This window comes from Mycobacterium sp. E2462 (genome assembly GCF_001672685.1).
Lineage (GTDB): Bacteria > Actinomycetota > Actinomycetes > Mycobacteriales > Mycobacteriaceae > Mycobacterium.
The window spans coordinates 1-23,027 of record NZ_LZKC01000467.1; the positions used below are offsets into that span (position 1 = coordinate 1).

19 protein-coding genes and 3 pseudogenes are annotated in these 23,027 nt (G+C 69.5%); 14 read left to right on the forward strand and 8 right to left on the reverse strand.

The window, feature by feature from the left end; all coding sequences use genetic code 11:
* Positions 1–89: 89 nt before the first annotated feature.
* The gene (prpD, locus tag A5714_RS23880) at positions 90–1,598 is read right to left on the reverse strand and encodes a 2-methylcitrate dehydratase PrpD (protein WP_068289595.1); all 1,509 of its coding nucleotides are present in this window, start codon (positions 1,596–1,598) and stop codon (positions 90–92) included.
* A gap of 109 nt (positions 1,599–1,707) precedes the next feature.
* Here prpD and A5714_RS23885 point away from each other — a divergent pair, with 109 nt between their 5' ends.
* The 5 genes and pseudogenes from A5714_RS23885 (at position 1,708) to A5714_RS23900 (ending at position 6,640) form a co-directional block, all read left to right on the forward strand.
* Complete coding sequence (locus A5714_RS23885) at positions 1,708–3,129, forward strand: short-chain fatty acyl-CoA regulator family protein (protein WP_156747476.1); 1,422 nt, start codon at positions 1,708–1,710, stop codon at positions 3,127–3,129.
* Positions 3,130–3,245: 116 nt separating this feature from the next.
* Complete coding sequence (locus A5714_RS27375) at positions 3,246–3,782, forward strand: zinc-binding alcohol dehydrogenase family protein (protein WP_231975973.1); 537 nt, start codon at positions 3,246–3,248, stop codon at positions 3,780–3,782.
* Complete coding sequence (locus A5714_RS27380) at positions 3,766–4,158, forward strand: zinc-binding dehydrogenase (protein ID WP_231975974.1); 393 nt, start codon at positions 3,766–3,768, stop codon at positions 4,156–4,158. Before A5714_RS27375 ends, A5714_RS27380 begins: the two co-directional genes overlap by 17 nt.
* Before the next feature lie 26 nt (positions 4,159–4,184).
* Positions 4,185–5,614 (forward strand): annotated as a pseudogene (locus A5714_RS23895) (aldehyde dehydrogenase family protein).
* A 21-nt stretch (positions 5,615–5,635) separates the two neighbouring features.
* A complete protein-coding gene (locus A5714_RS23900) occupies positions 5,636–6,640 on the forward strand; it encodes a D-2-hydroxyacid dehydrogenase family protein (RefSeq protein WP_068289603.1) in 1,005 nt (334 codons plus the stop codon).
* Positions 6,641–6,698: 58 nt separating this feature from the next.
* Here the strand turns inward: A5714_RS23900 and A5714_RS23905 are convergent, their stop codons facing one another.
* From A5714_RS23905 to A5714_RS23920, 4 genes are all read right to left on the reverse strand, one after another.
* The gene (locus A5714_RS23905; protein ID WP_068289605.1) at positions 6,699–7,337 is read right to left on the reverse strand and encodes a TetR/AcrR family transcriptional regulator; all 639 of its coding nucleotides are present in this window, start codon (positions 7,335–7,337) and stop codon (positions 6,699–6,701) included.
* Entirely contained in the window at positions 7,334–8,107 is a 774-nt protein-coding gene (locus A5714_RS23910; RefSeq protein ID WP_068289608.1) for an SDR family NAD(P)-dependent oxidoreductase, read from the reverse strand. Before A5714_RS23910 ends, A5714_RS23905 begins: the two co-directional genes overlap by 4 nt.
* A gap of 10 nt (positions 8,108–8,117) precedes the next feature.
* Complete coding sequence (locus A5714_RS23915) at positions 8,118–9,197, reverse strand: dihydrodipicolinate reductase (RefSeq protein ID WP_068289611.1); 1,080 nt, start codon at positions 9,195–9,197, stop codon at positions 8,118–8,120.
* 88 nt (positions 9,198–9,285) lie between these two features.
* Positions 9,286–11,199, reverse strand: coding sequence for an ABC transporter ATP-binding protein/permease (locus A5714_RS23920; RefSeq protein WP_068289613.1), 1,914 nt, complete (start codon positions 11,197–11,199; stop codon positions 9,286–9,288).
* 129 nt (positions 11,200–11,328) lie between these two features.
* Between A5714_RS23920 and A5714_RS23925 the strand changes: the two genes are divergently transcribed.
* Genes A5714_RS23925 through A5714_RS23940 form a run of 4 tightly spaced genes read left to right on the forward strand, consistent with a single transcriptional unit; the run spans position 11,329 to position 15,384 of the window.
* The gene (locus A5714_RS23925; protein ID WP_068289615.1) at positions 11,329–12,684 is read left to right on the forward strand and encodes a wax ester/triacylglycerol synthase family O-acyltransferase; all 1,356 of its coding nucleotides are present in this window, start codon (positions 11,329–11,331) and stop codon (positions 12,682–12,684) included.
* Between the two features lie 6 nt (positions 12,685–12,690).
* Entirely contained in the window at positions 12,691–13,176 is a 486-nt protein-coding gene (locus A5714_RS23930; RefSeq protein WP_068289627.1) for an NUDIX domain-containing protein, read from the forward strand.
* A 1-nt stretch (position 13,177) separates the two neighbouring features.
* Complete coding sequence (locus A5714_RS23935) at positions 13,178–14,083, forward strand: haloalkane dehalogenase (RefSeq protein WP_068071399.1); 906 nt, start codon at positions 13,178–13,180, stop codon at positions 14,081–14,083.
* A gap of 35 nt (positions 14,084–14,118) precedes the next feature.
* Positions 14,119–15,384, forward strand: a complete 1,266-nt coding sequence (locus A5714_RS23940; protein ID WP_068289629.1) for a cytochrome P450 — start codon at positions 14,119–14,121, stop codon at positions 15,382–15,384.
* 32 nt (positions 15,385–15,416) lie between these two features.
* Here A5714_RS23940 and A5714_RS23945 read toward each other — a convergent pair whose 3' ends face one another.
* Positions 15,417–15,785 carry a hypothetical protein gene (locus A5714_RS23945; RefSeq protein ID WP_068071403.1) on the reverse strand — a complete coding sequence of 123 codons (369 nt, stop codon included), beginning with the start codon at positions 15,783–15,785 and terminating at the stop codon, positions 15,417–15,419.
* A gap of 122 nt (positions 15,786–15,907) precedes the next feature.
* Here A5714_RS23945 and A5714_RS23950 point away from each other — a divergent pair, with 122 nt between their 5' ends.
* Positions 15,908–17,446: an HNH endonuclease signature motif containing protein gene (locus A5714_RS23950; RefSeq protein WP_068289630.1), complete on the forward strand. Its 1,539-nt coding sequence runs from the start codon at positions 15,908–15,910 to the stop codon at positions 17,444–17,446.
* Here A5714_RS23950 and A5714_RS23955 read toward each other — a convergent pair.
* Positions 17,443–18,507, reverse strand: coding sequence for an ATP-dependent DNA ligase (locus tag A5714_RS23955; RefSeq protein ID WP_068289636.1), 1,065 nt, complete (start codon positions 18,505–18,507; stop codon positions 17,443–17,445). The two genes, A5714_RS23950 and A5714_RS23955, sit on opposite strands and share 4 nt — an antisense overlap.
* A 26-nt stretch (positions 18,508–18,533) precedes the next feature.
* Between A5714_RS23955 and ligD the strand changes: the two genes are divergently transcribed.
* Together ligD and A5714_RS23965 are read left to right on the forward strand one after the other, a co-directional pair.
* The gene (gene ligD, locus A5714_RS23960) at positions 18,534–19,568 is read left to right on the forward strand and encodes a non-homologous end-joining DNA ligase (protein ID WP_068289639.1); all 1,035 of its coding nucleotides are present in this window, start codon (positions 18,534–18,536) and stop codon (positions 19,566–19,568) included.
* 65 nt (positions 19,569–19,633) lie between these two features.
* Positions 19,634–21,601, forward strand: coding sequence for a glycoside hydrolase family 172 protein (locus tag A5714_RS23965; RefSeq protein WP_231975976.1), 1,968 nt, complete (start codon positions 19,634–19,636; stop codon positions 21,599–21,601).
* Here the strand turns inward: A5714_RS23965 and A5714_RS23970 are convergent.
* Positions 21,591–22,100 (reverse strand): rhomboid-like protein, encoded by a 510-nt coding sequence (locus A5714_RS23970; RefSeq protein ID WP_369829473.1) that lies wholly within the window; start codon positions 22,098–22,100, stop codon positions 21,591–21,593. The two genes, A5714_RS23965 and A5714_RS23970, sit on opposite strands and share 11 nt — an antisense overlap.
* On the opposite strand from A5714_RS23970, the pseudogene A5714_RS23975 reads away from it, so the two are divergent.
* Both A5714_RS23975 and A5714_RS23980 read left to right on the forward strand, forming a co-directional pair.
* Positions 22,044–22,646 (forward strand): annotated as a pseudogene (locus A5714_RS23975) (diaminopimelate decarboxylase); the annotation flags it as partial. The gene A5714_RS23970 and the pseudogene A5714_RS23975 sit on opposite strands and share 57 nt — an antisense overlap.
* Positions 22,646–23,027, forward strand: a pseudogene (locus A5714_RS23980) (hypothetical protein); the annotation flags it as partial. The pseudogenes A5714_RS23975 and A5714_RS23980, both read left to right, overlap by 1 nt.

The window sequence follows — 23,027 nt, forward strand, 5'->3', positions numbered from 1 at the left end:
CGGTTACGGAGCGGCCTGCAAGGCGGTGTGCTGCAACGGTATCCGGGCGCGTTTCTCGGTCGCGGGCACGGCGCTGCCGATCAGTCCGCTCATCCGAAGATCCCCGGTGGGATCGTCGGCGCCTTGTCGAGCACCAGGGGTCCGACGGTGATGTTGAGCGCACCCAACGCGCCCGCCTGCAGGTCCGGCAGTGCCTCGACGGCCGAGAGGAACCGGCGCTGCTCGCCGTCGGACACGACGCCCTCGGCCAGCTCGGTGAACTTCCCGATGTATTGCTTGCGCTCGAATGGCCGCGCCCCCAGCGGGTGTGCGTCGGCGACCGCGATCTCGTCGACAATGACCTCGCCGCTTCGCAGGGTGATCTCGGCACGGGCGCCGAACGCCTTCTCGCCCGGGTCGTTGGAGTGGTAGCGCCGGGTCCACTCGGGATCCTCGACGGTCGACACCTTGCGCCACAGCTCGACGGTGTCGGGCCGGTGTGCTCGCTCCGGCGCGTAGGAACGCTCGTGATGCCAGGTGCCGTCCTGCAGCGCCACGGCGAAGATGTACATGACCGAGTGGTCCAGGGTCTCGCGGGAGGCGTCCGGGTCGAACTTCTGCGGGTCGCCCGAACCCGTGCCGATCACGTAGTGGGTGTGGTGGCTGGTGTGCAGCGCGATCGTCGCGATCTGCGCGAGGTCACCGATCCGGTCGCGTAGCCTGCGGGCCAGGTCGATCAGCGCCTGGCTCTGGTACTCGGCCGAATGCTCCTTGGTGTAGGTGTCGAGGATGGCGCGCTTGGGCTCGCCCGGTTCGGGCAGCGGCACCTGATAGGTGTGCTCGGGGCCCGACAACAGCCAGGCGATGACGCCGTCCTCGCCCTCCCAGATGGGTGCCGGCGCGCCCTCACCGCGCATGGCGCGGTCGACGGCTTCGATGGCGACCTTCCCGGCCCAGGCCGGGGCGTAGGCCTTCCAGCTCGAGATCAGGCCCTTGCGGGACTGCCGGGTCGCGGTGGTCAGGTGCAGCGCCTGGCCGACGGCCTGGTAGATCGTCTCCTTGTCGAGGCGCAGCATGGTGCCCAGCCCGGCGGCCACGGACGGGCCCAGGTGCGCGACGTGGTCGATCTTGTGCTCGTGCAAGCAGATTCCCTTGACCAGGTCGACCTGGATCTCATAGCCGGTGGCGATGCCGCGGATCAGGTCGGCACCGCCGACCCCGAGGTGCTGGGCGACCGCGACCAGGGCGGGGATGTTGTCGCCGGGGTGGGAGTATTCGGCAGCCAAAAACGTGTCGTGAAAGTCCAACTCGCGCACGGCCACCCCGTTGGCCCAGGCCGCCCATTCCGGTGAGTAATCACCGTCGACACCGAACACCTTGGCGCCCGCCGCGGAATGGGGGTGCGCCACAGCCTGCGCGCGGGCGGCGGTGACCGGCCGGCGGGTGATCGACGCGGCGCTGACCGCCGCGTTGTCGATGATGCGGTTGATCACCATCGCCGCGGTGTCGGAGGGCACCTCGACGGGGTCCGCGGCGACCTCGGCGACCTTCCACGCCAGATGCTCGGTGCGGGGGAAGTTTTCGGCGCTACGCCGGGTCCGAACGTCGTGAATGCGCATAAGCCGCACAGTACGCACGGGCGTCGAGCCGGTAAAGGCACTGCAAAAGCGTATTTTTGTGTCCTGTGCGGGGCGGTTTTGCGAAGTTTGCGAAACTGCCGCGGGTACCGTGAGGCGGGTGGCGAAGACGTTCGCCGGAGCGCGGCTGCGGCGGTTGCGTGACGAGCAGGGGCTGACCCAGGTGGCGCTGGCGCGCGTCCTGGGACTGTCGACCAGCTACGTCAACCAACTCGAAAACGACCAACGGCCGATCACCGTGGCGGTGTTGCTGACCCTCGCCGAGCGCTTCGACCTGCCGTCGCAATACTTCGCCCCGGACTCCGATGCCCGCCTGGTCTCGGATCTCAGGGAGGTGCTCACCGACACGCCGGCCACCGACGCGCAGATCGAGGAGCTCGTCGCCCGCATGCCGGAGATCGGCCAGACGCTGGTCAACCTGCACCGGCGCCTGCACGACACCACGGCCGACCTCGAGGCGCTGCACAGCCGCGCCAACCTCGACCTGTCCGTGCCGCCGCAGCAGTCGATGCCGTTCGAGGAAGTGCGGGACTTCTTCTACGACCGGAAAAATCACGTGGCCGAGTTGGACGTCGCGGCCGAAGAGCTGTTTGCGAAGGCCCGCTTGCGCATCGGTGGGCTCGACGGACAACTTGCCGAACTGCTCGGCGCGCAACTCGGCGTGACGGTGGTGATCGACGACGGCCAGGTGTTGAGCGCCAACGCCAAGCGCCTCTTCGCCCCCGAATCGCAAACCCTGTATCTGGCCCGCTGGTTGCTGCCCGGACAGCGCGCCTTCCAGCTGGCCACACAGATTGCGCTGCTCACCCAGGACAGGATGATTGCCGGGATCATCGCCGCCGACGACCAGCTCAGTGACGACGCGCGGGGCGTGGCCCGCATCGGGCTCGCCAATTACTTCGCCGGCGCGCTGCTGCTGCCGTACCGGGCCTTCCTCGACGCCGCGGAACGGGCGCGGTACGACATCGATTACCTGGCCCGCCGGTTCGAGGTCGGCTTCGAGACCATCTGTCATCGGCTGTCGACCCTGCAACGGCCCGGTGCGCGTGGGATTCCGTTCATCTTCGTCCGCACCGACAGCGCCGGAAACATCTCAAAGCGCCAGTCCGCCAACGCCTTTCACTTTTCCCGCGTCGGCGGAAACTGCCCGCTGTGGGTGGTGCACCACGCGTTTGCCCGCCCGGGTCAATTCCTGACCCAGGTGGCGCAGATGCCCGACGGGCGCACCTACTTCTGGGTGGCGCGCACCACCACGACGGAGCCCAGCCGATACCTGGGTCCGGACAAGAGCTTCGCCATCGGGCTCGGCTGCGACGTCGCGCACGCGAACAAGCTGATCTACTCCGTCGGCATCGACCCCGCGGACCCCGAGGCCACCGTGCCGATCGGCGCCGGCTGCAAGATCTGCGATCGACCGGCGTGCCCGCAGCGGGCCTTTCCCTCGCTGGGGCACCCGGTGTACGTCAACCCCGACAGCAGCACCGACCTGCCCTACCCGCCGGTCATCTCGTGACGGCCGTTTCGCTTGCCGGATAGGCGCGGCTGAGCGGACCGTTTCGATCCGCCGTCCGGGGAAACCCTTTGCGTCAGCTGCACATCGGAGGACGTGGAGGTCGTATGCGCGCGGCGGTGCTAGAAGCGGCGGGGCAAACCCCGACGGTCCGGGACTTCGACGAACCCGACGGCGATCCCCGCCGCGACATCGTCGAGGTCACCCTCGCCGGATGCAACCCGGTGGACCTCATCCTGGCGTCGGGGAAGATGGGACAACCGGTGATTCCGTCCGTGGTCGGCAGGGAAGGGGTCGGCACGTTGGGCGGCAAGCGCGTGTACTTCAACGCGCCGCCGGATCCGTTCGGGTCGTGGGCGCAACGCTGCCGCATCGACCCGGCGAAGACCTTTCCCGTTCCCGACGGCGTCGACGACGACCTCGCCGTGGCATGCGGCATCGCCGGGCTGGCGGCGTGGTTGCCGCTGACGCGGCACGCCGACGTGTCACACGGCCAGTCCGTGTTGGTGCTGGGCGCCACCGGGGTGGTCGGCCGCATCGCCGTGCAGGTGGCCAAACTGCTTGGCGCGGGCCGGGTTGTGGGTGCGGGCCGCAACCCGGACGCCCTGCAACAGGCGCGCCCTCGGCGCGGACGCCACGGTGCGGCTCGGCGGTGACGACGACGCGGAATCCCTGCGGGCCGAGGCCGGCGATGCGGGCGGCTACGACGTGGTGATCGACCTCGTCTATGGCAAGCCGTTCCTCGCGGCCCTGGACGCCACCGCGAACGGGGCCACGCTGATCACCGTCGGCGAAGGCGCGGGACCGACGGCCGAGGTGCCGTTCCGGTCGTTGACCGGGCGCACCCACGTGGGGCACCTCAACGACGCGATGGGACCCGACGTGCTGCGCGACGGTTACCGGGAAATCACCGAACACGCCGCCGAGGGACGGATCAGCGTCGAGACGCGCCGGTATTCCCTGGAGGACGCTCAGCGGGCCTGGCACGACCAGGAATCCGGCCCGCATATCAAACTCGGAGTGGCACCATGACCGACCGTTACGGACCGTTCACGTCGATGCCGATTGGAACCCGTTGGCGCGCCGGGTCGTCCGGTGAGAAGCGCGCCGATACCGACCCGTGGACCGGGGAGACGCTGACCGAGATCGCCCAAGCCGACGCCGGCGACCTCGACGAGGCGTACGACACCGCGTCGCGCGCGCAACGCGAGTGGGCCGCCCGGCCCCCGTCGGGGCGCGCGGGCGTATTGCGCCGCGCCGCCGACGTGATGAGCTGGCGCAAGGACGAGATCATCGAGTGGCTGGTGCGCGAGACCGGTGGGACCCTGGCCAAGGCCGAATTGGAGTGGAGCCAGGCGCTGGCCGTGCTCTGGGAGGCGGCGTCGATGCCGCACCACGTCGAGGGCAAGATCATGCCGTCGGACGTGCCCGGCAAGGAGAGCCGCGTCTACCGGGAGCCCGTCGGCGTGGTCGCCGTCATCTCGCCCTGGAATTTCCCCATGCAGCTGTCGAATCGGTCGGTCGCACCGGCTCTGGCCGTCGGCAACGCTGTGGTGCTCAAGCCGGCCGGGGACACACCCGTCACCGGTGGGCTGCTGCTGGCCCGCATCTACGAGGAGGCGGGCCTCCCGCCGGGATTGCTGTCGGTGCTGATCGGGTCGGGATCGGAGATCGGCGACGCCATCGTGCAGCACCCGGCCGCGAAGGTGGTGTCGTTCACCGGGTCCACCAAGGTGGGCGAGGGGATCGCCCAGAAGGCGGCGCTCAAGCGGACCGCCCTCGAACTCGGGGGCAACGGGCCGGTGGTCATCCTCGACGACGCCGACCTCAAGCTCGCGGTCGACGCCGCGATCTTCGGGTCGTTCTTCCACCAGGGCCAAATCTGCATGATCGCCAACCGGATCATCGTGGACGCCGGCATCTACGACGACTTCGTCGAACGCTTTGTGGCGCGGGCGAAATCGCTCGCGTTGGCGACCCGTCCGACCCGGCCACGCAGCTGGGGCCGATCATCAACCGATCGCAGCTGGACTCGATCCAGGACAAGGTGGCGCGGGCGGCCAAGGACGGCGGCGAACTGTTATGTGGCGGCGACCCCTTCGGGCCGACCGGCCTGGCCCTGCCACCGCACGTCCTGACGGCGGGCAACGACGCCCCGACCGCCCGCGAAGAGGTGTTCGGCCCCGTGATGACGGTGATCCGCGCCGAGGACGAGGCCGACGCGCTGCGGCTGGCCAACGACACCCCCTACGGGCTGTCCTCGGCGGTGTTCAGCGGCGACGTCGAACGGGCGGTGCGTTTCGCGCGGCGAATCGACGTGGGCATGACGCACATCAACGATTCGCCGGTCAACGACGACGCCAACACCGCCTTCGGTGGCGAAAAAAGCTCGGGGATCGGCCGATTCGGCGGTCAGTGGGCCATCGACGAATTCACCACCGAGCAGTGGATCTCCGTTCAACACGAGCCGCGTGAGTATGCAATCTGAGCCCCAGGTTCAATAGGGGCCATGGGAGAACCCACCCGCCGCGTCGCGATCGTCGACGACTACGGCGGCGTGGCCGTCGAGCTGGCCGACTGGTCACCGGTGCGGGCGCGCGCCGAGCTCACGGTGTTCGACCGGCATTTGTCCGAGGACGACGCCGCGCAGGCCCTCCGGCACTTCGATGTGGTCTGCACGCTGCGCGAGCGAATGGCTTTCCCACGCACGCTGATCGAACGCCTGCCCGAGCTGCGGCTGATCACGATCGTGGGCAAGGCCCTGCCCAACTTGGACATGGCCGCCGCCACCGAGCACGGCGTCCTGGTCGCCCACTCCGACTTCTCTCACCCGCGGTTCCGCTCGCTGCGCGACGCCACCCCGGAATTCGCGTGGGGCTTGCTGCTCGCGACGGTGCGCAACCTGGCCGAAGAGCACCACCGGATGCGCGCCGGCGGGTGGCAGACCAGCACCGGGGTGACGCTGGCGGGAAAGACGCTCGGGCTCGTGGGCCTGGGCCGAATCGGCACCCGGATGGCCGAGTACGGCGCCGCCTTCGGCATGAACGTCATTGGCTGGAGCCAGAACCTGACCGCGCAGGCCGCCGCCCGGGTGGGCGCGGTACGGGTCGAGAAGGCCGAGCTATTCGAGCGGGCCGACGTGGTGTCCGTGCACGTGGTGCTCTCCGAGCGCACGCGGGGCCTGATCGGCGCGTCCGAGCTGGCGCTGATGAAGCCGGACGCGTACCTGATCAACACCTCGCGGGGCCCGATCGTCGACGAGGCCGCGCTGCTCGGCGCGCTGCGGTCGCGGCGCATCGCCGCCGCCGGGCTCGACGTCTTCGACATCGAGCCGCTGCCGGCCGACCACCCGCTGCGGCGGCTCCCCAACGTGACGCTGTCGCCGCATCTGGGCTATGTCACACGAGAGATGTTGGCCGCCTTCTACGCCGACACCGTGGAGGCGGTGCTGGCCTGGCTCGACGGTGCTCCGATTCGCGTCGCCAACCCCGAAGCGGCGCGGCGCGAATCATGAGCCACTGGGTAATGGGACGGCTGGTGCCGCGCGGCCTCTTCGTCGCCGTGGCGGGCACTCACGCGCCCGGCGCGCCCGGCGACGTGATCCGGCGCGAGCGCCTCCAGTGCGGGCTTTTGACCGCGTCCAGCGCCTCGGCCACGTAACCGTCCAGCGGCCGCGGGGCGCGGGATTGCCGAACCCATTGCTGGAACGCGAAATCCGCGGCGGCGAATGCGAGGTGAACCAGCAAGCCGGGCCGCAGATCGGTCCCCGGACGTGACCCCATCCGCTCGGCGATCAGCTTCGTCGCACGTTCCTGGTCGGCGGGGGTGTGCACCTTGACCTTGTCGAGCAGGTCGCCGGAGACCAGCAGAGCTTTCCGCCACTCCTCGGTGTCGGAGTGGTCGAACGAGCGGGTCCGGGCGATGATCGCGTTGATCAGGGCCACGTCCGGCGGCTCGCCGGCCGGGCGAGCCTCGAGGAGGCCGACGATGACGGCGCCCCCGTGGCGGACGGGGGCCAGCAGCAGGTCCTCCTTCGCCGGGACGTGCCTGAAGAACGTGCGTGCGGAAACCCCTGCCGCGGTGGCGATTTCCTCGGTGGTCACGGCCTCGTAGCCGCGTTCGACGAACAGCCGGAACGCCGCCCGCCGGATTTCGGCGCGGATCTGCGCACGCTGCCGATCCCGCAGTGACTCGTGCCCGGCGGTGCTCACCGAAAGCAGCCGATCCCGCCGTCGACGTGAATGGTCTGCCCGGTGACGAAGGAGGCGTCGGATCCGAGCAGGAACGCCACCAACGCGCCCACGTCGGTGCGCACGTCACCGGTCCGCTTCATCGGGACGCGGCTCACCGCCTTCTCGTATTCCTTGGGCGCGAACGACTTCCAGAACTTGACGCCCTCGGACTCGGCGAACGGGCAGACGACGTTGACCCGGATGTTGTCGCGCCCCCACTCCAGGGCGGCCACCTTCGACAATCCGCGGATCGCCTCTTTGGCGGCCGCGTACCCGCCCCACTTGGGCTCGCCGCCGGTGCCGGTGCCCGAGCCGAGGTTCACGATCGACCCGCCACCCGCCTCGACCATCACCGGATGCACGGCCTGCATCAACAGAAAGGTGGCCCGGGGACCGACGTCGTGGCCCAGCGCGATGTCCTCGGTGGTGATGTCGACGAATGCCTTCGGTTCGTTGGTGGCAATGGCGTTGTTGACCAGGCCGTGCACGGCCCCGAACGCGTCCACCGCCGCGGCGACGATCCGTGCGGCGCTGGCCGGATCGCGCAAGTCGGCGACCAGCTGCTCGACCCGCCCGGCCGCGCGCAGCTCGTCGGTGGTGGCGCCCAGACGTTCCTCCTGAATGTCGACCACCAGCACCGACGCGCCGCGTTCGAGCAGGGCGGCGGCCACACCCTTGCCGACGCCCTGCGCGGCGCCGGTGACGATCGCGGCGTGCCCGCGCATCGAGTCGGGGTGGCTGTAGCTCACGGGGCCACGGTCACTGGGCGGCGAGCTTGGGCGCCGGGCGGCCCGCGAACAGCGGCAGGTCCAGGTAGGTCTTGATGCCGGGTTCGGCGGCGCAGACATCCGGGATGGCGTTGACACAGTGGTTGGCGGTGACCACGACGCCCGGGTTCTTCACCAGCCCTTCGGCGATCGTCTCCGGTTGCAGGCCCTTGAAGGTCAGGTTGATGGTGGGGTCGCCGGTGATCTCGACCTCGAAGCGCTCGCCCTGCTCGCCGAAGTGCCAGGCGGGATTAAGGTTTTCCTCACCCATCAGCCAGTTGACCGCCGCGGTGATGACCGGCTCGCCGTCGACCAGGGCCTGCCAGCGGAACCGCCGCGCCGCCACCTTGCCCGCGGTGATCGGGAAGGGCGCGTAGTCGATGTCGGCGGTCGCCACCGCGACGTCCTGAATGGTCCTGATGTTGGGGTCGATCCGAAAACCCATGTGCTCGGCGATCATTCGGACCGATTGCTTGAACCCTGCCTCGAGCAGACCGGCCATCGGCCCACCCATGGCCTCCTCGGGGGTGCCGCCGAAGCCCATGATGTGGCGCACCACATCTGGTGCGTTGTAGGTGCGGATGTCGGAGAACTCCTCGGCGCGGACGTGGGTGACCGCCGACGACAGCGACGAGACCATCAGGGGAAAGCGTTCCGTGATGCCCCCGGGGTGAATGCCCGAGCCGTGCAGCGTGACCCCCGCCGCGACGGCGGCGTCGGCGATCGCGCGGTGCCGAGGGTTGTCCACGTCGGGATAGACCCAGCCGACCGGGGTGACGACGTTTTTGCCGGATCGCAAGATCGCGATCACCTCGTCGTCGTTGGGGATCAAGGGACTGTAGACGACGCAGTCGGCGGGCAGCGCCAACACCTCGTCGGTGTTGTTGCTGGCGGTGACGCCCAGCGGTGCGCCGCCGAGGATCTCACCGACGTCGCGGCCGTTCTTGTCCGCCGAGTGCACCCAGCAGCCGACCAATTCGAGCTGTGGGTGATTAGCCACGCATTCGATGGCGGCGCGCCCGACACCCCCGGTCGCCCACTGGATCACACGCAGCTTGGACGGGCTTGCCATCGCGACCTCCGAATGGTCAGGGAGAGCGCGTCGTCACGCCCAGCATGGCACAGTATGACCCGTTGGCAGTGACTGTCAACGACGGCGGTCAGGTCGACGAAATCTGTTCGGGGATGTCGCGCAGGTGCCAGGCGCCCCCGCCCAGCAGCGCCAGCTCCAGGTGATGATGTTGTTCGATGGTGCTGCGGTGGCTGACGCTGACGACGACAGCGTCGGGCAGCTCGGCGCGTAACAGGTTGTACAGCAAGAACTCCAGCGCCTCGTCGACCGCCGACGTGGCCTCGTCGAGGAAGACCGCCCTGGGCCGGAGCGCCAGGAGGCGCGCGAACGCGATGCGTTGCTGCTCGCCGGGGGAGAGCACCTTGGCCCAGTCCCGCTCCTCGTCGAGCCGGGCGACGAGGTTGGGCAGCGCCACCTTGCGCAACGCCTCCTGCAACGTTGCGTCGTCGACGTCGCCCGCCACGGCCGGGTAGGAGACCACCGCCCGCAGCGAGCCGAGTGGGACGTAGGGCAGCTGCGAGAGGAACAGCACCTCATGGCTACCGTCGGGGCGGCGCAGCGTGCCCGAGGCGTACGGCCACAGCTGCACCAGCGCGCGCAGCAGCGACGTCTTCCCGCTGCCGGACGGGCCTGTGACGACGAGGGCGTCCCCCGGCGTCAGGCGCAGGTCGAGCGACGAAATGAGTTGCGCGCCGGCCGGTGTGCGGACCTCGACGCCGGCGAGCTCCACCACACCGTCGGCGCTGGGCGCCGTCGCCAGCTCCGGCAGTTGCCGCGCCGCGGCGTTGGCCCGCACCAGGCCGTCGAGGCGGATGATGACGGCGCGGTAGCTGGCGAAGCGGTCGTAGGCGTTGCGGAAGAACGACAGCGAGTCCTCGATATGGCCGAAGGCACTGGACGATTGCGTGACCCCGCCCAGCTTGATGCTGCCCGCGAACAACCGCGGCGCTTGCACGATGAACGGCAGCGGAGTGATCACCTGGGTGACGGTCACGTTCCAGCCGAGGAACCCGATCGTGCGCCGCACGTAGCGCCGGTAGTTCGCGATCGTGGCGTCGAAGCGGTTGAGCAACTGGGTCCGTTCGGCCCGCTCCCCGCGGTAGAACCCGACCGCCTCCGCGGCGTCGCGCAGCCGGACCAGCGCGTAGCGAAAGGCGGCGTTGAGCGCCTCGTTACGGAAGCTGAACCCGATCAGCGGGCGGCCCAGCCAGAACGCGACCACCGTCGCGATGGTCACCTGCCCGAGCACGATCCAGAACAGGGCCTTGGGCAGGCTCATGCCGAACAGGTGCAGGGTGCCGGAGAGCCGCCACAGGATCGCGGCGAAGGAGATCACCGAGACCACCGCGTGCACCGCCCCGAACAGCAACTTGCCGGAGGTGCCGACGTTCGGGTGGTTGGCCGCACCGCCGATTCCGGCGGTGAAGATGTCGATGTCCTGCTGGATGCGTTGGTCCGGGTTGTCGATGGTCGCGTCGATGAATCGGGCGCGGTAGTAGGCGTGGCCGTCCAGCCAGTCCGTGGTCAACCGTTCGGTGAGCCACACCCGCCACCGGATGACGAACCGTTGCGTCAGATACAAATCGGCCATCACCCGGCACACGTGCACGGTCGCGATGATGCAGAAAATCCACACCGCCACCCAGAAGCCGTGAATCCCGGAGTCGCGCACCGCTTTATTGCCCGCACCGGCGCCTTGAAACGCGGTCTGCAACCCCGAGTACAGGTCGTTGCTGTAGTAACTGAGCAGGATCTCGATGCGCACCGCCATCATCACCGACAGCAACAGCGCGCCCAACAAGACCCATACCGGGACGCTGTGCCGGCCGGTGAAGTAGCGGCCGGTCACGCGCCAGAACTGCTCGCCCCACCGGGTGAGGTGAACGACGGCGACCCCGAAGAGCACGAGGCACCCGGCGCTGATCGTCCAGGTTTGGGCGATCCACAGGGTCGAGGACGCCAGCTCGTGATCCCAGTCGATCGACGGGGTGAACTTTTCCATCGCGGTCCGGCTCCTCGCGGGGCGTATCGGCGGCACGTCTGTTGAGCCCAGTATGGGGACGCGGCGGGTCGGCGCGTGTCCGGCCACGCTGTGCTTTCGGTAACCAGCCGAAATGGGTGTAATGGGTGGATGGACTTGATGGCGCCCACCGACGCGATATTTCTCCTCGGAGAGTCTCGGGAGCACCCGATGCACGTCGGTGGCCTGCAGTTGTACGAGCCGCCGCAGGGCGCCGGCCGCGGCTTCGTCCGGGAGTTCTACGACCGGCTGGCCGCCCAAGACGATTTTCAACCGACCTTCCGCAAACACCCGGCGACGTTCGTGGGTGGAATCGCCAACCTCGGTTGGGCATACGACAAGCACGTGGAGGTCGACTATCACGTGCGCCGCTCGGCGCTGCCGTCGCCGCGGCGGGTCCGCGAACTGCTGGAGCTGACGTCGCGGTGGCACAGCGCCCTGCTCGACCGGCACCGCCCGCTATGGGAGACGCACGTCATCGAGGGTCTCAAAGACGGCCGGTTCGCCGTGTACACCAAGATCCACCACGCGCTGATCGACGGCGTCTCGGCGCAGAAGTTGATGCAGCGCGCGCTGTCGACCGACCCCGACGACACCGAGATCCGGGCGCCGTGGACCCTGCCGAAACGGCCCCGGCCGCGGAGCTCCTCGGCACCGCTGACCTCGTTGCGCCGCACCGCGGGATCGCTTGTCGCGCTTGGCCCTTCGACGGTGTCGTTGGCGCGGGCGGCGCTGTTCGAGCAGCAGGTCACCCTGCCCTTCGGAGCGCCGCGAACGATGTTGAACGTCAAGATCGGCGGCGCCCGCCGGTGCGCGGCGCAGTCGTGGTCGGTGGAGCGCATCAAGGCCGTCAAGAGGGCGGCGGGGGTGACGGTCAACGACGTGGTGCTGGCGATGTGTTCGGGTGCCCTGCGCTATTACCTGTTGGAGCAGAATGCGTTACCGGACGCGCCGCTGATCGCGATGGTTCCGGTGAGCCTGCGCACCGAGGACGAGGCCGACGCCGGCGGCAACCTCGTCGGCGCCATCCTGTGCAACCTGGCGACCGATACCGACGATCCAGCGCAACGATTGCGAACCATCAACGAATCGATGCGCAGCAATAAGACGGTGTTTTCGCAGTTGCCCCGGTTTCAGGCGCTGGCGCTGTCCGCGGTCAACACCTCCGCGCTGGCCTTGGCGGCCGTCCCGGGCTGGGTGAACTCGACGTCGCCGCCGTTCAACATCATCATCTCGAACGTGCCGGGGCCCACCCAGCCGATGTACTGCGGCGGCGCCAGGCTGGACGGCAACTACCCGCTGTCCATCGTGCTGGACGGCCAGGCCCTCAACATCACGCTGGCCAACAACGCCGGCAATCTCGACTTCGGCCTGGTGGGTTGCCGACGCAGCGTGCCGCATTTGCAGCGGCTGCTCGCGCACCTGGAATCGTCGCTCAAAGACTTGGAACATGCTGTCGGACTGTGACATTCGATGCCCAAACTGAGCGCGGGAGTGCTCCTACACCGGGCGCGCGACGGTATCCTCGAGGTGTTGATCGCTCATCCGGGCGGCCCATTCTGGGCCCGCAAGGACGACGGGGCGTGGTCGATTCCGAAGGGGGAGTACGCCGAGGACGAGGACCCGTGGCCGGCCGCGCAACGGGAGTTCCTCGAGGAACTTGGGCTGCCGGTGCCCGCCGGGCCGCGCGTCGACCTGGGGGCCATCAAACAATCCGGCGGCAAGGTGGTCACCGCCTTCGCCGTGGGCAGCGACCTCGACATCACCGACGCCCGGAGCAACACCTTCGAACTCGAATGGCCCAAGGGTTCGGGGCGGATGCGCGAGTTCCCGGAAGTCGACAAGGTGCAATGGTTTTCGGTGGCGCTGGCGCGCGCCAAGCTGCTGAAGGGCCAGGTCGGCTTCCTGGATCGGTTGCTGGCTGATCCGGCTTTGGCGCACTTGCGGGAAGGGACGTGACATGCTGACGCTGCGGACACCGGAGAACCGGTTCGACGGTCTGCCCGACTTCGCTTACGCGCCACACTATTGCGACGTGCCGGACGGTGAGGGCGGCACGCTGCGCGTCGCCTGGGTCGAAGACGGCCCGCGCGACGCCGAGCCCGTGTTGATGTTGCACGGAGAACCCACGTGGTCCTACCTGTATCGGAGAATGATTCCGGCGCTGGCCGCCGCCGGGCATCGCGTCATCTGCCCGGACCTCGTGGGGTTCGGCCGTTCGGACAAACCTGCGCGCCGCGAGGACCACAGCTACGCGCGCCACGTCGAGTGGATGCGGGCCGTGGCGTTCGACGTGCTCGACCTGCACGGCGTCACCCTGGTCGGTCAGGACTGGGGCGGTCTCATCGGATTGCGGCTTGCCGCAGAGCATCCCGAGCGCTTCACCGGCTTGGTCGTGGCCAACACCGGCCTGCCCGACGGCGAGCAACCCATGGCCGACGTCTGGTGGCGATTCCGCGAGGCCATCACGAAGGCGCCGACGCTCGACATCGGCGCGTTCGTGCAGGGCGGGTGCCGCCGGCCGATGAGCGCGCAGGTTCGCGCGGGTTACGACGCGCCGTTTCCCGCCGACGAGTACTGCGCCGGCCCCCGCGCCATGCCGGCGTTGGTGCCGACGTCACCGGAGGATCCCGCGGCCTTGGCCAACAAGGCGGCGTGGGCGACCCTGGCGGCCAGCCCGACGCCAATGCTGGTGGCGTTCAGCGACGGCGATCCGATCACCGGGCCGATGGGCCCGGTCTTCCAGCGCACGATGCGCGGCGCGCAAGGGATCGAGCATCCCGTGATCCGCGGTGCCGGGCACTTCGTGCAGGAGGACGCGGGGCCGGAGCTGGCCGGCCACATCGTCGAGTTCCTGCGGCGCTGAGGGCGGCGCGGCGTGGCTGCGGGCAGAATGTCGGCATGCCCACCGCGCCCACGGAGCCCGAGCAGGCCGAATCGCAAGGACTGCTGCTGCAACTGCTGGACCCCGCGTCGCGGGCGGACCCCTACCCGTTGTTCGCCCGGTTCCGCGGCCGCGGCTCGTTTCGCTTGGCCGAGGGCAACCTGGCGGTCTTCGCGACCTACCGAGATTGTGACGAGGCCCTGCGGCACCCGTCGTCGAGCAACGACCGGCTGAAGTCGACGGCCGCCCGGCGCCAGATCGAGGAGCAAACCCGCGAGCTGGTCGCGGCGGGCGCCGCGGTGCCGCCCCAGACGCCGCCCGGCTTCCTATTCCTCGACCCGCCCGATCACACCCGGCTGCGCCAACTCGTCAGCAAAGCCTTTGCGCCCAAGGTGGTGAACGCGCTGCGGCCCGACATCACCGCCCTGATCGACGAATTGCTCGACCGGATCGCCGAGCGAGGGCACTTCGACGTCGTCGAGGACCTGGCCTACCCCCTGCCGGTGGCGGTCATCTGCCGCCTGCTGGGGGTGCCGCTGGAAGACGAGCCGCAATTCAGCCGGGTGTCGGCGCTGCTGGCGCAATCGCTGGATCCGTTCGTGGCCTTCACCGGGACGGCGTCGGACAACCTGGCCGAGCGGATGGACGCCGGCATGTGGCTGCGCTCCTATCTGCGCGGCCTGATCGAGCGGCGCCGGTCGCAACCCGGCGACGACCTGATGTCGAGGTTGATCGCGGTGGAGGAGTCGGGTGACCAGCTGAGCGCCGAGGAGATCGTGTCGACGTGCGTGCTGCTGCTGGTCGCGGGCCACGAGACCACCGTCAACCTCATCGGCAACGCCGTGCTGGCGATGCTGCGCGAACCGTCCCAATGGGCCGCGCTCGGCGCGGACGCCGGCCGCGCACCGGGCGTCATCGAGGAGACCCTGCGGTATGACCCGCCGGTGCAGATGATCGCTCGGACGGCGGCGGCCGACATGACGGTCGGCGAGGTCACTGTGCCCGCCGGTGACATCATGATGCTGCTGACCGCCGCGGCCCAGCGCGATCCGGCTGAATACGATCGGCCGAATGTCTTCGACCCCGATCGGACAGGCTTGCGGCACTTGGGTTTTGGGCGCGGCGCCCACTACTGCCTGGGCGCACCGCTGGCGCGGTTGGAGGCCGGCGTGGCGCTGTCCGCCGTCACGGCGCGCTTCCCGCACGCCCGACTGGACGGCATCCCGGTCTACAAGACCAATGTGACGCTGCGCGGGTTGGCGGCACTGCGGATCGCGGTGTAATCAGCCCCGCTACCAGGGCGGCCCCGGCGCAGTCAGCTCCGTTCCCAGGGCGCGGTTTCGCCCATTTTCTTGTAGTACTTGGCCAGGTGGCTCTTGACGCGGTCGACGTCGTTGTCGGGCAGGTCGATACCGCCGCGGGCGCCGTCCATGATGGCCCCGGCGGCCATCACCCCACGGGGCACGGCTTTCAGGTCGCCGTCGATCACGTCGGCGATGAGCAGCTTGTACGCGGTGAAGTTGTCCTTCTTGTCGCCGTCGTACCAGACGTGGGCGTCTCGGTATTTCTGGTTGGGCCCGTCCTGCGCGTCCGCCCACTTACGCACCCGCTTCTCGGCGGCATCGCCGTCCCACTTGCGGTCGCGGTCGGCCAGCGGGAGGTCTTGAAACGCTGTCACTGACATGTCTTCTGGCGTGCCCTCTGGGTGCTGCGGCCAAACCGCCTGGTTATGCACAGTCGGGGAGTTATCCACAGATTGCCGTCGAGAGGTGGGTGTGGACGGCACGGGCGACTATCTTCGAACGTATGTGCGATTTGTCGAGTACCGCGGCGCTGGGTAGTGCCGATGACGCCGCCGTCGTGGCGGCGATCGCGTCGGGCGCCCGCGCGGAGGCGGTCGCCGCCGCGCGCCGGCTGGCGGCAACGGCGGAGTTCGTGCGTCGCCACGCCGACGGTCCCACCGATTGCGCGCACTGGTCCTGTGACAATTGGGACGCAATGGCCGCAGAAGTCGCTGCGGCACAGGGCATCAGCCACGCGATGGCGTCGTCGCAGATGTGTCTGGCTGTCGCGCTGGGTAACCGGCTGCCCCAGGTGGCGGCGCTGTTGGCTCGCGGTGATATCGGCCTCCGATTGGCTTCGACGATCGTGTGGCACACCGACCTGATCAAGGACCCCGATGCGTTGCGGCTCGTCGATGCGCGACTGGCCGATGCCGCCGTGCGTTTCGGCCCGCTGTCGGTTGGCAAGACCGCGCAAGCCATCGACGCGATCGTCGACCAACACGATCCCGGCGCTGTGCGGCGCACCCGCGCCGCCGCGCGCAGCCGCCGGGTCGTCATCGATCAGTCCGACGACGCGTCGGGAACCGCAAGCCTGTGGGGCCGCCTGTATGCGACCGACGCCGCCGCGTTGGACCGGCGGCTCACCCAGCTCGCCGAACAAGTGTGCCCCGATGACCCGCGCACCCTCGCGCAGCGGCGCGCCGACGCGCTCGGCGCTCTCGCCGTTGGAGCGCAACACCTTTCGTGCGGATGCGGGAGCGCCACCTGCCCGATTGGTACGGGCCCCGACGAGCGGTCCGCCGCCGTGGTCGTCCACGTGGTGGCCGACGAGTCGGCACTGGCCGTCGCTCCTGACCCGCACATGTCCGGCGAACGGCCTTCGGAACGCATCGTCGTCACCCCCGAGACTGTGCTCGGTGAGGTGCTCGCGCCGGATCCGGAACCCGACGTTCCGGCCGCCCCTGCGCCGTCCGCCGTCATTCCCGGCGGCGGCCTGGTACCACCGGCGCTGGTGGCCGAGTTGGTCCATCGCGGCGCCAAGGTCCGCCCGGTGCGGCACCCCGGCGACGCGCCACCCGAGCCGAGGTACCGGCCGTCGGCCGAGTTGGATCGGTTCGTCCGGTGCCGGGACATGACGTGCCGCTTCCCGGGTTGCGATCGCCCCGCGGAGTTCATCGACATCGACCACACCGTGCCGTATCCGATCGGGCCGACCCATGCGTCCAACCTGAAATGTCTGTGCCGAAAACATCATCTGCTGAAAACGTTCTGGCCGGGCTGGAGCGACGAGCAGTGCCCGGACGGCACCGTCGTCTGGACCGCACCGTCAGGGCGCACCTACACCACCCACCCGGGCAGCCGCCTGCTGTACCCTGCCCTCTGCCAGCCGACGGGCGAATTGCACTTGGCGGCAACAGCTTCCCCGCCAGCCGGGAACCGTGGGGTCATGATGCCGACGCGTCGCCGCACCCGGCGGCAGGACCGCGCCCGCCGAATCGACGCCGAACGCGGGCTCAACGCGGCCCGCGTCGCGCGACGCAACGAGCCGCCGCCGTTTTAACCGAGGCCGGGCACGATGTCGGCGAGGCTGAAGGTCACGGGCTGGTCGAGCTGTTCGTAGGTGCAGGAGCGCGGGTCGCGGTCCGGCCGCCACCGGTTGAACTGCGCGGTGTGCCGGAACCGTTGGCCCTCCATGTGGTCGTAGCGCACCTCCACCACCCGCTCCGGGCGCAGCGGGACGAAGGACAGATCCTTGCCGGCGTTCCAGCGGGAGAACTCGTTCTTGCGGGGCGTGCGTTCACCCGCCTCGTGGGCCGCCCAATTCCACGGGTGACCTTCGAAATCGGTGACCAACGGCTGTAATTCGGCAAAGAGCCTGCGTCGCTCGGCCATCGGGAAGGCGCCGATCACGCCGACCGACGCCAGCTGGCCGTCGTCCTGGTACAGCCCGAGCAGCAGCGAGCCGATCGACTCGCCGCCGGACTTGTGGACCCGGTAGCCGGCGACCACGCAATCGGCGGTCCGCTCGTGCTTGATCTTGAACATGATCCGCTTGTCCGGCTGATAGGTGATGTCCAGCGGCTTGGCGATGACCCCGTCGAGGCCCGCGCCCTCGAACTCATCGAACCAGCGTTGCGCGAGGTCGAGATCGGTGGTCGCCGGCGTGACGTGGATAGACCGGCCCGTTTCCGGCAGGGCGTCGACGAGCGCCGCCCGGCGCTCGGTGAAGGGCCGCCGCAGGTAGTCGGTGTCGCCGAGCGCCAGCAGGTCGAAGGCGATGAACGACGCCGGCGTCTTCTCGGCCAACATGCGCACCCGCGAGTCGGCCGGATGGATGCGCTGCTGCAACGCCTCGAAATCCAGTCCCCGGTCGGTGGCGACCACGATCTCCCCGTCGATCACGCAGCGCGGCGGCAGCTCCGCGCGGACCGCGTCGACCAACTCGGGGAAGTAGCGCGTCATCGGCCGCTCGTTGCGGCTGCCCAGCTCGACGTCGTCGCCGTCGCGGAAACAGATGGACCGGAAGCCGTCCCACTTGGGCTCGTACGACGCGTTCGGCGGGATAGCACGCACCGATTTCGCCAGCATCGGCGACACCGGCGGCATGACAGGCAGGTCCATACCCCGATTGTGCTGGAATCGACCCTATGGCTGCGGCAGAGGAGCTCGATGTCGACGGCGTCGCGGTGCGCCTGACCAATCCGGACAAGGTCTACTTCCCCAAACTGGGGTCGAAGGGCACCAAGCGCCGACTGGTCGAGTACTACCTGAGCGTCGCCAACGGCCCGATGCTCGACGCGCTACGCGACCGCCCCACGCACTTGCAGCGCTTCCCGGACGGCATCGACGGCGAGGAGATCTACCAGAAGCGGGTCCCGCAGCATCACCCCGACTACCTGAAGACCTGCCGCGTGACGTTCCCGTCAGGGCGCACGGCCGACGCCCTGCAGGTGACGCACCCGTCGGCCATCGTGTGGGCAGCGCAGATGGGGGCCGTGACCCTGCACCCGTGGCAGGTGCGGTGCCCGGACACCGACCACCCCGACGAGCTGCGCATCGACCTCGACCCGCAGCCTGGCGTCGGTTTCCCGCAGGCCCGCGCCGTCGCGGTGGACGTGCTGCGGCCGCTGCTCGACGAGCTCGGCCTGGTCGGCTACCCCAAGACGTCCGGCGGCCGCGGCATCCACGTCTTCCTGCGGATCGCCACCGACTGGGACTTCATCGAGGTGCGCCGGGCGGGCATCGCCCTGGCGCGTGAGGTGGAACGCAGGGCGCCGGACGCGGTCACCACGTCCTGGTGGAAAGAGGAACGCGGCGAGCGCATCTTCATCGACTTCAACCAGAACGCCCGCGACCGCACCATGGCGTCGGCCTACTCGGTGCGGCGCACCGCGATCGCCACCGTCTCCACCCCGCTCACCTGGGACGAGCTGGCGAGCGCCGAACCCGACGACTACACCATGGCCACCGTTCCCGGCCTGTTGAAGGACCGCGAAAACCCCTGGGCCGCAATGGACGACGTTGACCAATCGCTGGCGCCGCTGTTGGAGATGGCCGCCGCCGACGCCGAACGCGGGCTCGGTGACATGCCCTACCCGCCCAACTATCCGAAGATGCCCGGGGAGCCCAAACGGGTGCAGCCGAGCAAGGACACCGACCTCAAGCACAAGGACCGTGAGTGAGCGGTGCCGCGGCGGTGCGAGCGCTGTCCGCGTCCTGCGCGACGCTGCTGGCCCTGCTCGTCGGCGTGGGTACCGCCGGTCTCGCCGTGGCCGAGCCGGGGGCCGCGGGGCTCGCCGACCGGCTGGTCGGCTGGGAGACCTACCGGCAACTGGACCGGCTGCCCTACCTCAGCGCGGACACACAGACGCTGCAGGTGTCCAGCTTCGATCGCAGCGGCGGCGACTACGACATCTCGACCGGTAACCACAACGGCAACGGCGGGTGCCTGGCGCCGGGGGGCGCCGGCTGCGTCATCGCCGAGGATCACGGCGCCGGCGAGATCGACTCGATCTGGCTGACCCGCGACGGCGGCAACGTGCGCGCCCTGGGAAACGTGCGCATCGAGCTCGACGGGCGCACCGTCGTGGACACCAAACTGCAGTCGCTGGTCGACGGCGCGCTGGGCGCGCCGTTCGTGTGGCCGTTGGTGGCCAACGCCGCGCAATCGCCGGGCGGTGTCTACGTCAAAGTCCCCATGCCATACCGCAATTCGATGCGGATCAGCGTCACGTCGCATCTGGAGTACTACCACGTGGACTACCGCCAGTTCCCCAGCCCCCAGGGGATCAGCACCTTCTCGCCGTCGGATCCCGCCCTCGACGTGCTCGCCACCCTGCGCGCCGCGGGAACCGGCGACCCCAAACCGGCGTCGAGGGCGGCGGCGCGTAGCGAACGCGTGGTCGACGTGCCCGCCGGGGCCAGCGTGGTGCTCGCGGAATCCTCGGGGCCCGGCACCGTCTCGGCGCTGCGCGTGCGGCTGCCCGAACCGACCGACCGATTGCTGTCGGACCTGCGGTTGCGAATCGAGTTCGACGGCCGCACCACGGTCGACTCCCCGCTCGGGGAGTTCTTCGGCGCCGGGCTCGGTGCAAACCCCGTGCAGTCGCTGATGTTCGCCGCCGCCCCACGGGATTCTGGCGTCGAGCTGTCGTGTTGGTGGCCGATGCCTTTCGCGAATACCGTCCGGCTGAGCCTGGACAACACCGGCTCCGAGCCCGCGACGGCCGTCGGCACGCAGGTCGAGACGGCGCCCGACGCCCACTGGGCCGCCGCCCTGGCCGACGGCCGCGCCGGCTATTTCACGGCGCGCTCGCACGCCGGAGCGACCACCTTGGGACAGGACTGGGTGTTCGCCGACGAGCGGGGGCACGGCAAGTTCGTCGGGGTCAGCCACACCATCCGGGGCCAGCGAACCAAGACGGCGTTCAGCGACGACGCGCCTTACTTCCTCGAAGGTGCCGAACGCGTCTATACCGACGGCGCCGCCTCTCCCCAGTGGTACGGCACCGGCACCGAAGACCTGTACGAGGGTGGCTGGTATTTCAAGAACGGCACACACTTCAGCGATCCCCTCACCGGCCAGCCGGACCAGCGCACCGCGACCGGGGGCTGCGCCGACTACTGCGTCGCCGCCTACCGGCTCATGCTCGCCGAGGCCGTCGGCTACCACGACGCGCTGCGGTTCGGCATCGAGCACGGCAAACGCAACATGGTCCAACCCGACTACAGCTCAACGGCCTTCCTCTACACCCAGCCGGGCGACACGCTCGCCGACGGAGACGAGGTGGACCCCGCCGATCCGCTCAGCCGGTTCCAGCACGCCTACACCGACACCGATGCCGGTGACCAGTTGCTGGTCAGCGAGTACGAGGGCGTCGAAGACACCCGCCCGGTCGCGGGCCTCGTGCGCGCCACGGTGGCACCGATCAGCTTCGACGTCGCGGTGGACCCCGGCAACCGCGGCGTGGCGCTGCGCCGCACGTCCGACCAGGCGGCCGGCTTCCAGTCGGCCGGCGTCGCCGTCGACGGGGCGCAGGTGGGCGACTGGCTCCAGCCGCGCAGCAACACCGTGCACCGCTGGCTGGACGACACCTATCTGCTGCCGCGGGCCGCGACAGCCGGAAAAAGTCGGATCACCATCACGCTGACACCTGCCGCGGACGGCCCACCGTGGACCGCCAGCCGCTACCGAGTCGAGACACTCACGGGTTGATCGGCGGTGGGCCGGCGGACACGCGGTTGCGGGTGGCGACCCACGCGATCGCGGCACCCGCCAGCCCGCCGCACGGCGCCAGCACGGACGGCCCCGAGACGAGGAAGAATCCGAACGTGCCGCCCACGACGAGCAACGCCAGATGGACCGGCGTCCACGCGGTCGCCGCGCGCAGCCGGAATGACAGGCCCATGCCGAGCAGCAGCGCCACCACGTGCCCGGCGGCGGTGAAGTCGAAGTCGGCGGCCACCGCGGCCAGCGTCGCGGTGCCCAGCCACCAGCCCACCCACGCCGCGCGCCACCGCGGCGGTAGCGACGCCGTCAGGGCGCCCAGGACGCAGACCGCGCCGTAACTGATGCCCACGTCGCTGGCCCGGGCAACCGAGAACGGCAACCACCCCGACTGGACCGCCGCGACCAACCCCACCGCCACGATCAACGTGGCACCGATGTGGCCGACCGCGAAGGTGATCAGCAAACCCATGCTGCGCCAGAGCATTTCCCCCAGGGCGAGCTGGGCGCCGTCATCGACGCCGCGCTGGGCGACGCCTGCGCCGACCACGACTATCCCCGGCCGAGGGTGGTCATCGAGCCGGGGCGGGCGATCGCGGCGCGAGCCGGGATCACCCTGTGCCGGGTGGTGACGGTCAAGCGGGGCCCGGGCGGGCGGACCTTCGTCGCGGTCGACGGCGGCGGGATCGATCACCCGCGCGAGGCCGTGCAACACACGAAATACACCGTCGCGCTGGCGAATCGTCATCAGCCTTCGGCGACCGCTCAGGTCACGGTCGTGTGCCGCGACTGCGGCGCCGACGACGAGATCGCGCGCGACGTCCAGTTGCCCGCCGACATCCGTCCGGGCGATCTCCTGGCGATCGCGTGCACCGGCGCCTATCACCACTCGGTGGGATCGAGCCGCAATATGGTCGGTCGACCGCCGCTCGTCGGGGTGTCCGGCGGGCGGTCCCGCGAATTGGTGCGCCGAGAGACCATCAGCGACCTCCTGGCCCGCGACAGCGGCTGGCCGGGATCGGGTGGTGACTGATGGTGTCGCTGGGCGCCGTCCGCGACGCGGCGAGCCGCGGCGCAACCACGCTGCGATTGGACGCGCCCACCCGGGCCTGGGGCGGCGCGGCGTCGCTGCGCGTCACCTCCGCGTACGCGGTCCTGCTGATCGCGGTCTACGCGGGCCTGAACGCCCTGGGTCCGCACGCGCGCCACGTCGCCGTCAGCCGCATGAGCACCAACCTGCACAATCTGGCGCGCGGGCATCTGGGCACCCTGATCGGCAGCGCGTTCGTCGACGACGGCGGTGAGCTGTGCCTGTGGCTGCCGGGGCTGGTATGCCTGCTCGCCCTGGGGGAAATGCTCTGGCGCAGCATGGGTTTGCTGATCACCTTCGCGGTCGGCCACATCGGTGCCACGT

What these genes read in the sequence shown, in the direction of transcription:
- A5714_RS23950 (WP_068289630.1), top strand. Translation starts at nt 15,908, where the DNA reads ATGTGCGATTTGTCGAGTACCGCGGCGCTGGGTAGTGCCGATGACGCC.
- A5714_RS23970 (WP_369829473.1), bottom strand. Translation starts at nt 22,100, where the DNA reads ATGCTCTGGCGCAGCATGGGTTTGCTGATCACCTTCGCGGTCGGCCAC.
- A5714_RS23945 (WP_068071403.1), bottom strand. Translation starts at nt 15,785, where the DNA reads ATGTCAGTGACAGCGTTTCAAGACCTCCCGCTGGCCGACCGCGACCGC.
- A5714_RS23900 (WP_068289603.1), top strand. Translation starts at nt 5,636, where the DNA reads ATGGGAGAACCCACCCGCCGCGTCGCGATCGTCGACGACTACGGCGGC.
- A5714_RS23915 (WP_068289611.1), bottom strand. Translation starts at nt 9,197, where the DNA reads ATGGCAAGCCCGTCCAAGCTGCGTGTGATCCAGTGGGCGACCGGGGGT.
- A5714_RS23920 (WP_068289613.1), bottom strand. Translation starts at nt 11,199, where the DNA reads ATGGAAAAGTTCACCCCGTCGATCGACTGGGATCACGAGCTGGCGTCC.
- A5714_RS23930 (WP_068289627.1), top strand. Translation starts at nt 12,691, where the DNA reads ATGCCCAAACTGAGCGCGGGAGTGCTCCTACACCGGGCGCGCGACGGT.
- A5714_RS23955 (WP_068289636.1), bottom strand. Translation starts at nt 18,507, where the DNA reads ATGGACCTGCCTGTCATGCCGCCGGTGTCGCCGATGCTGGCGAAATCG.
- prpD (WP_068289595.1), bottom strand. Translation starts at nt 1,598, where the DNA reads ATGCGCATTCACGACGTTCGGACCCGGCGTAGCGCCGAAAACTTCCCC.
- A5714_RS23925 (WP_068289615.1), top strand. Translation starts at nt 11,329, where the DNA reads ATGGACTTGATGGCGCCCACCGACGCGATATTTCTCCTCGGAGAGTCT.
- A5714_RS23940 (WP_068289629.1), top strand. Translation starts at nt 14,119, where the DNA reads ATGCCCACCGCGCCCACGGAGCCCGAGCAGGCCGAATCGCAAGGACTG.
- ligD (WP_068289639.1), top strand. Translation starts at nt 18,534, where the DNA reads ATGGCTGCGGCAGAGGAGCTCGATGTCGACGGCGTCGCGGTGCGCCTG.
- A5714_RS23935 (WP_068071399.1), top strand. Translation starts at nt 13,178, where the DNA reads ATGCTGACGCTGCGGACACCGGAGAACCGGTTCGACGGTCTGCCCGAC.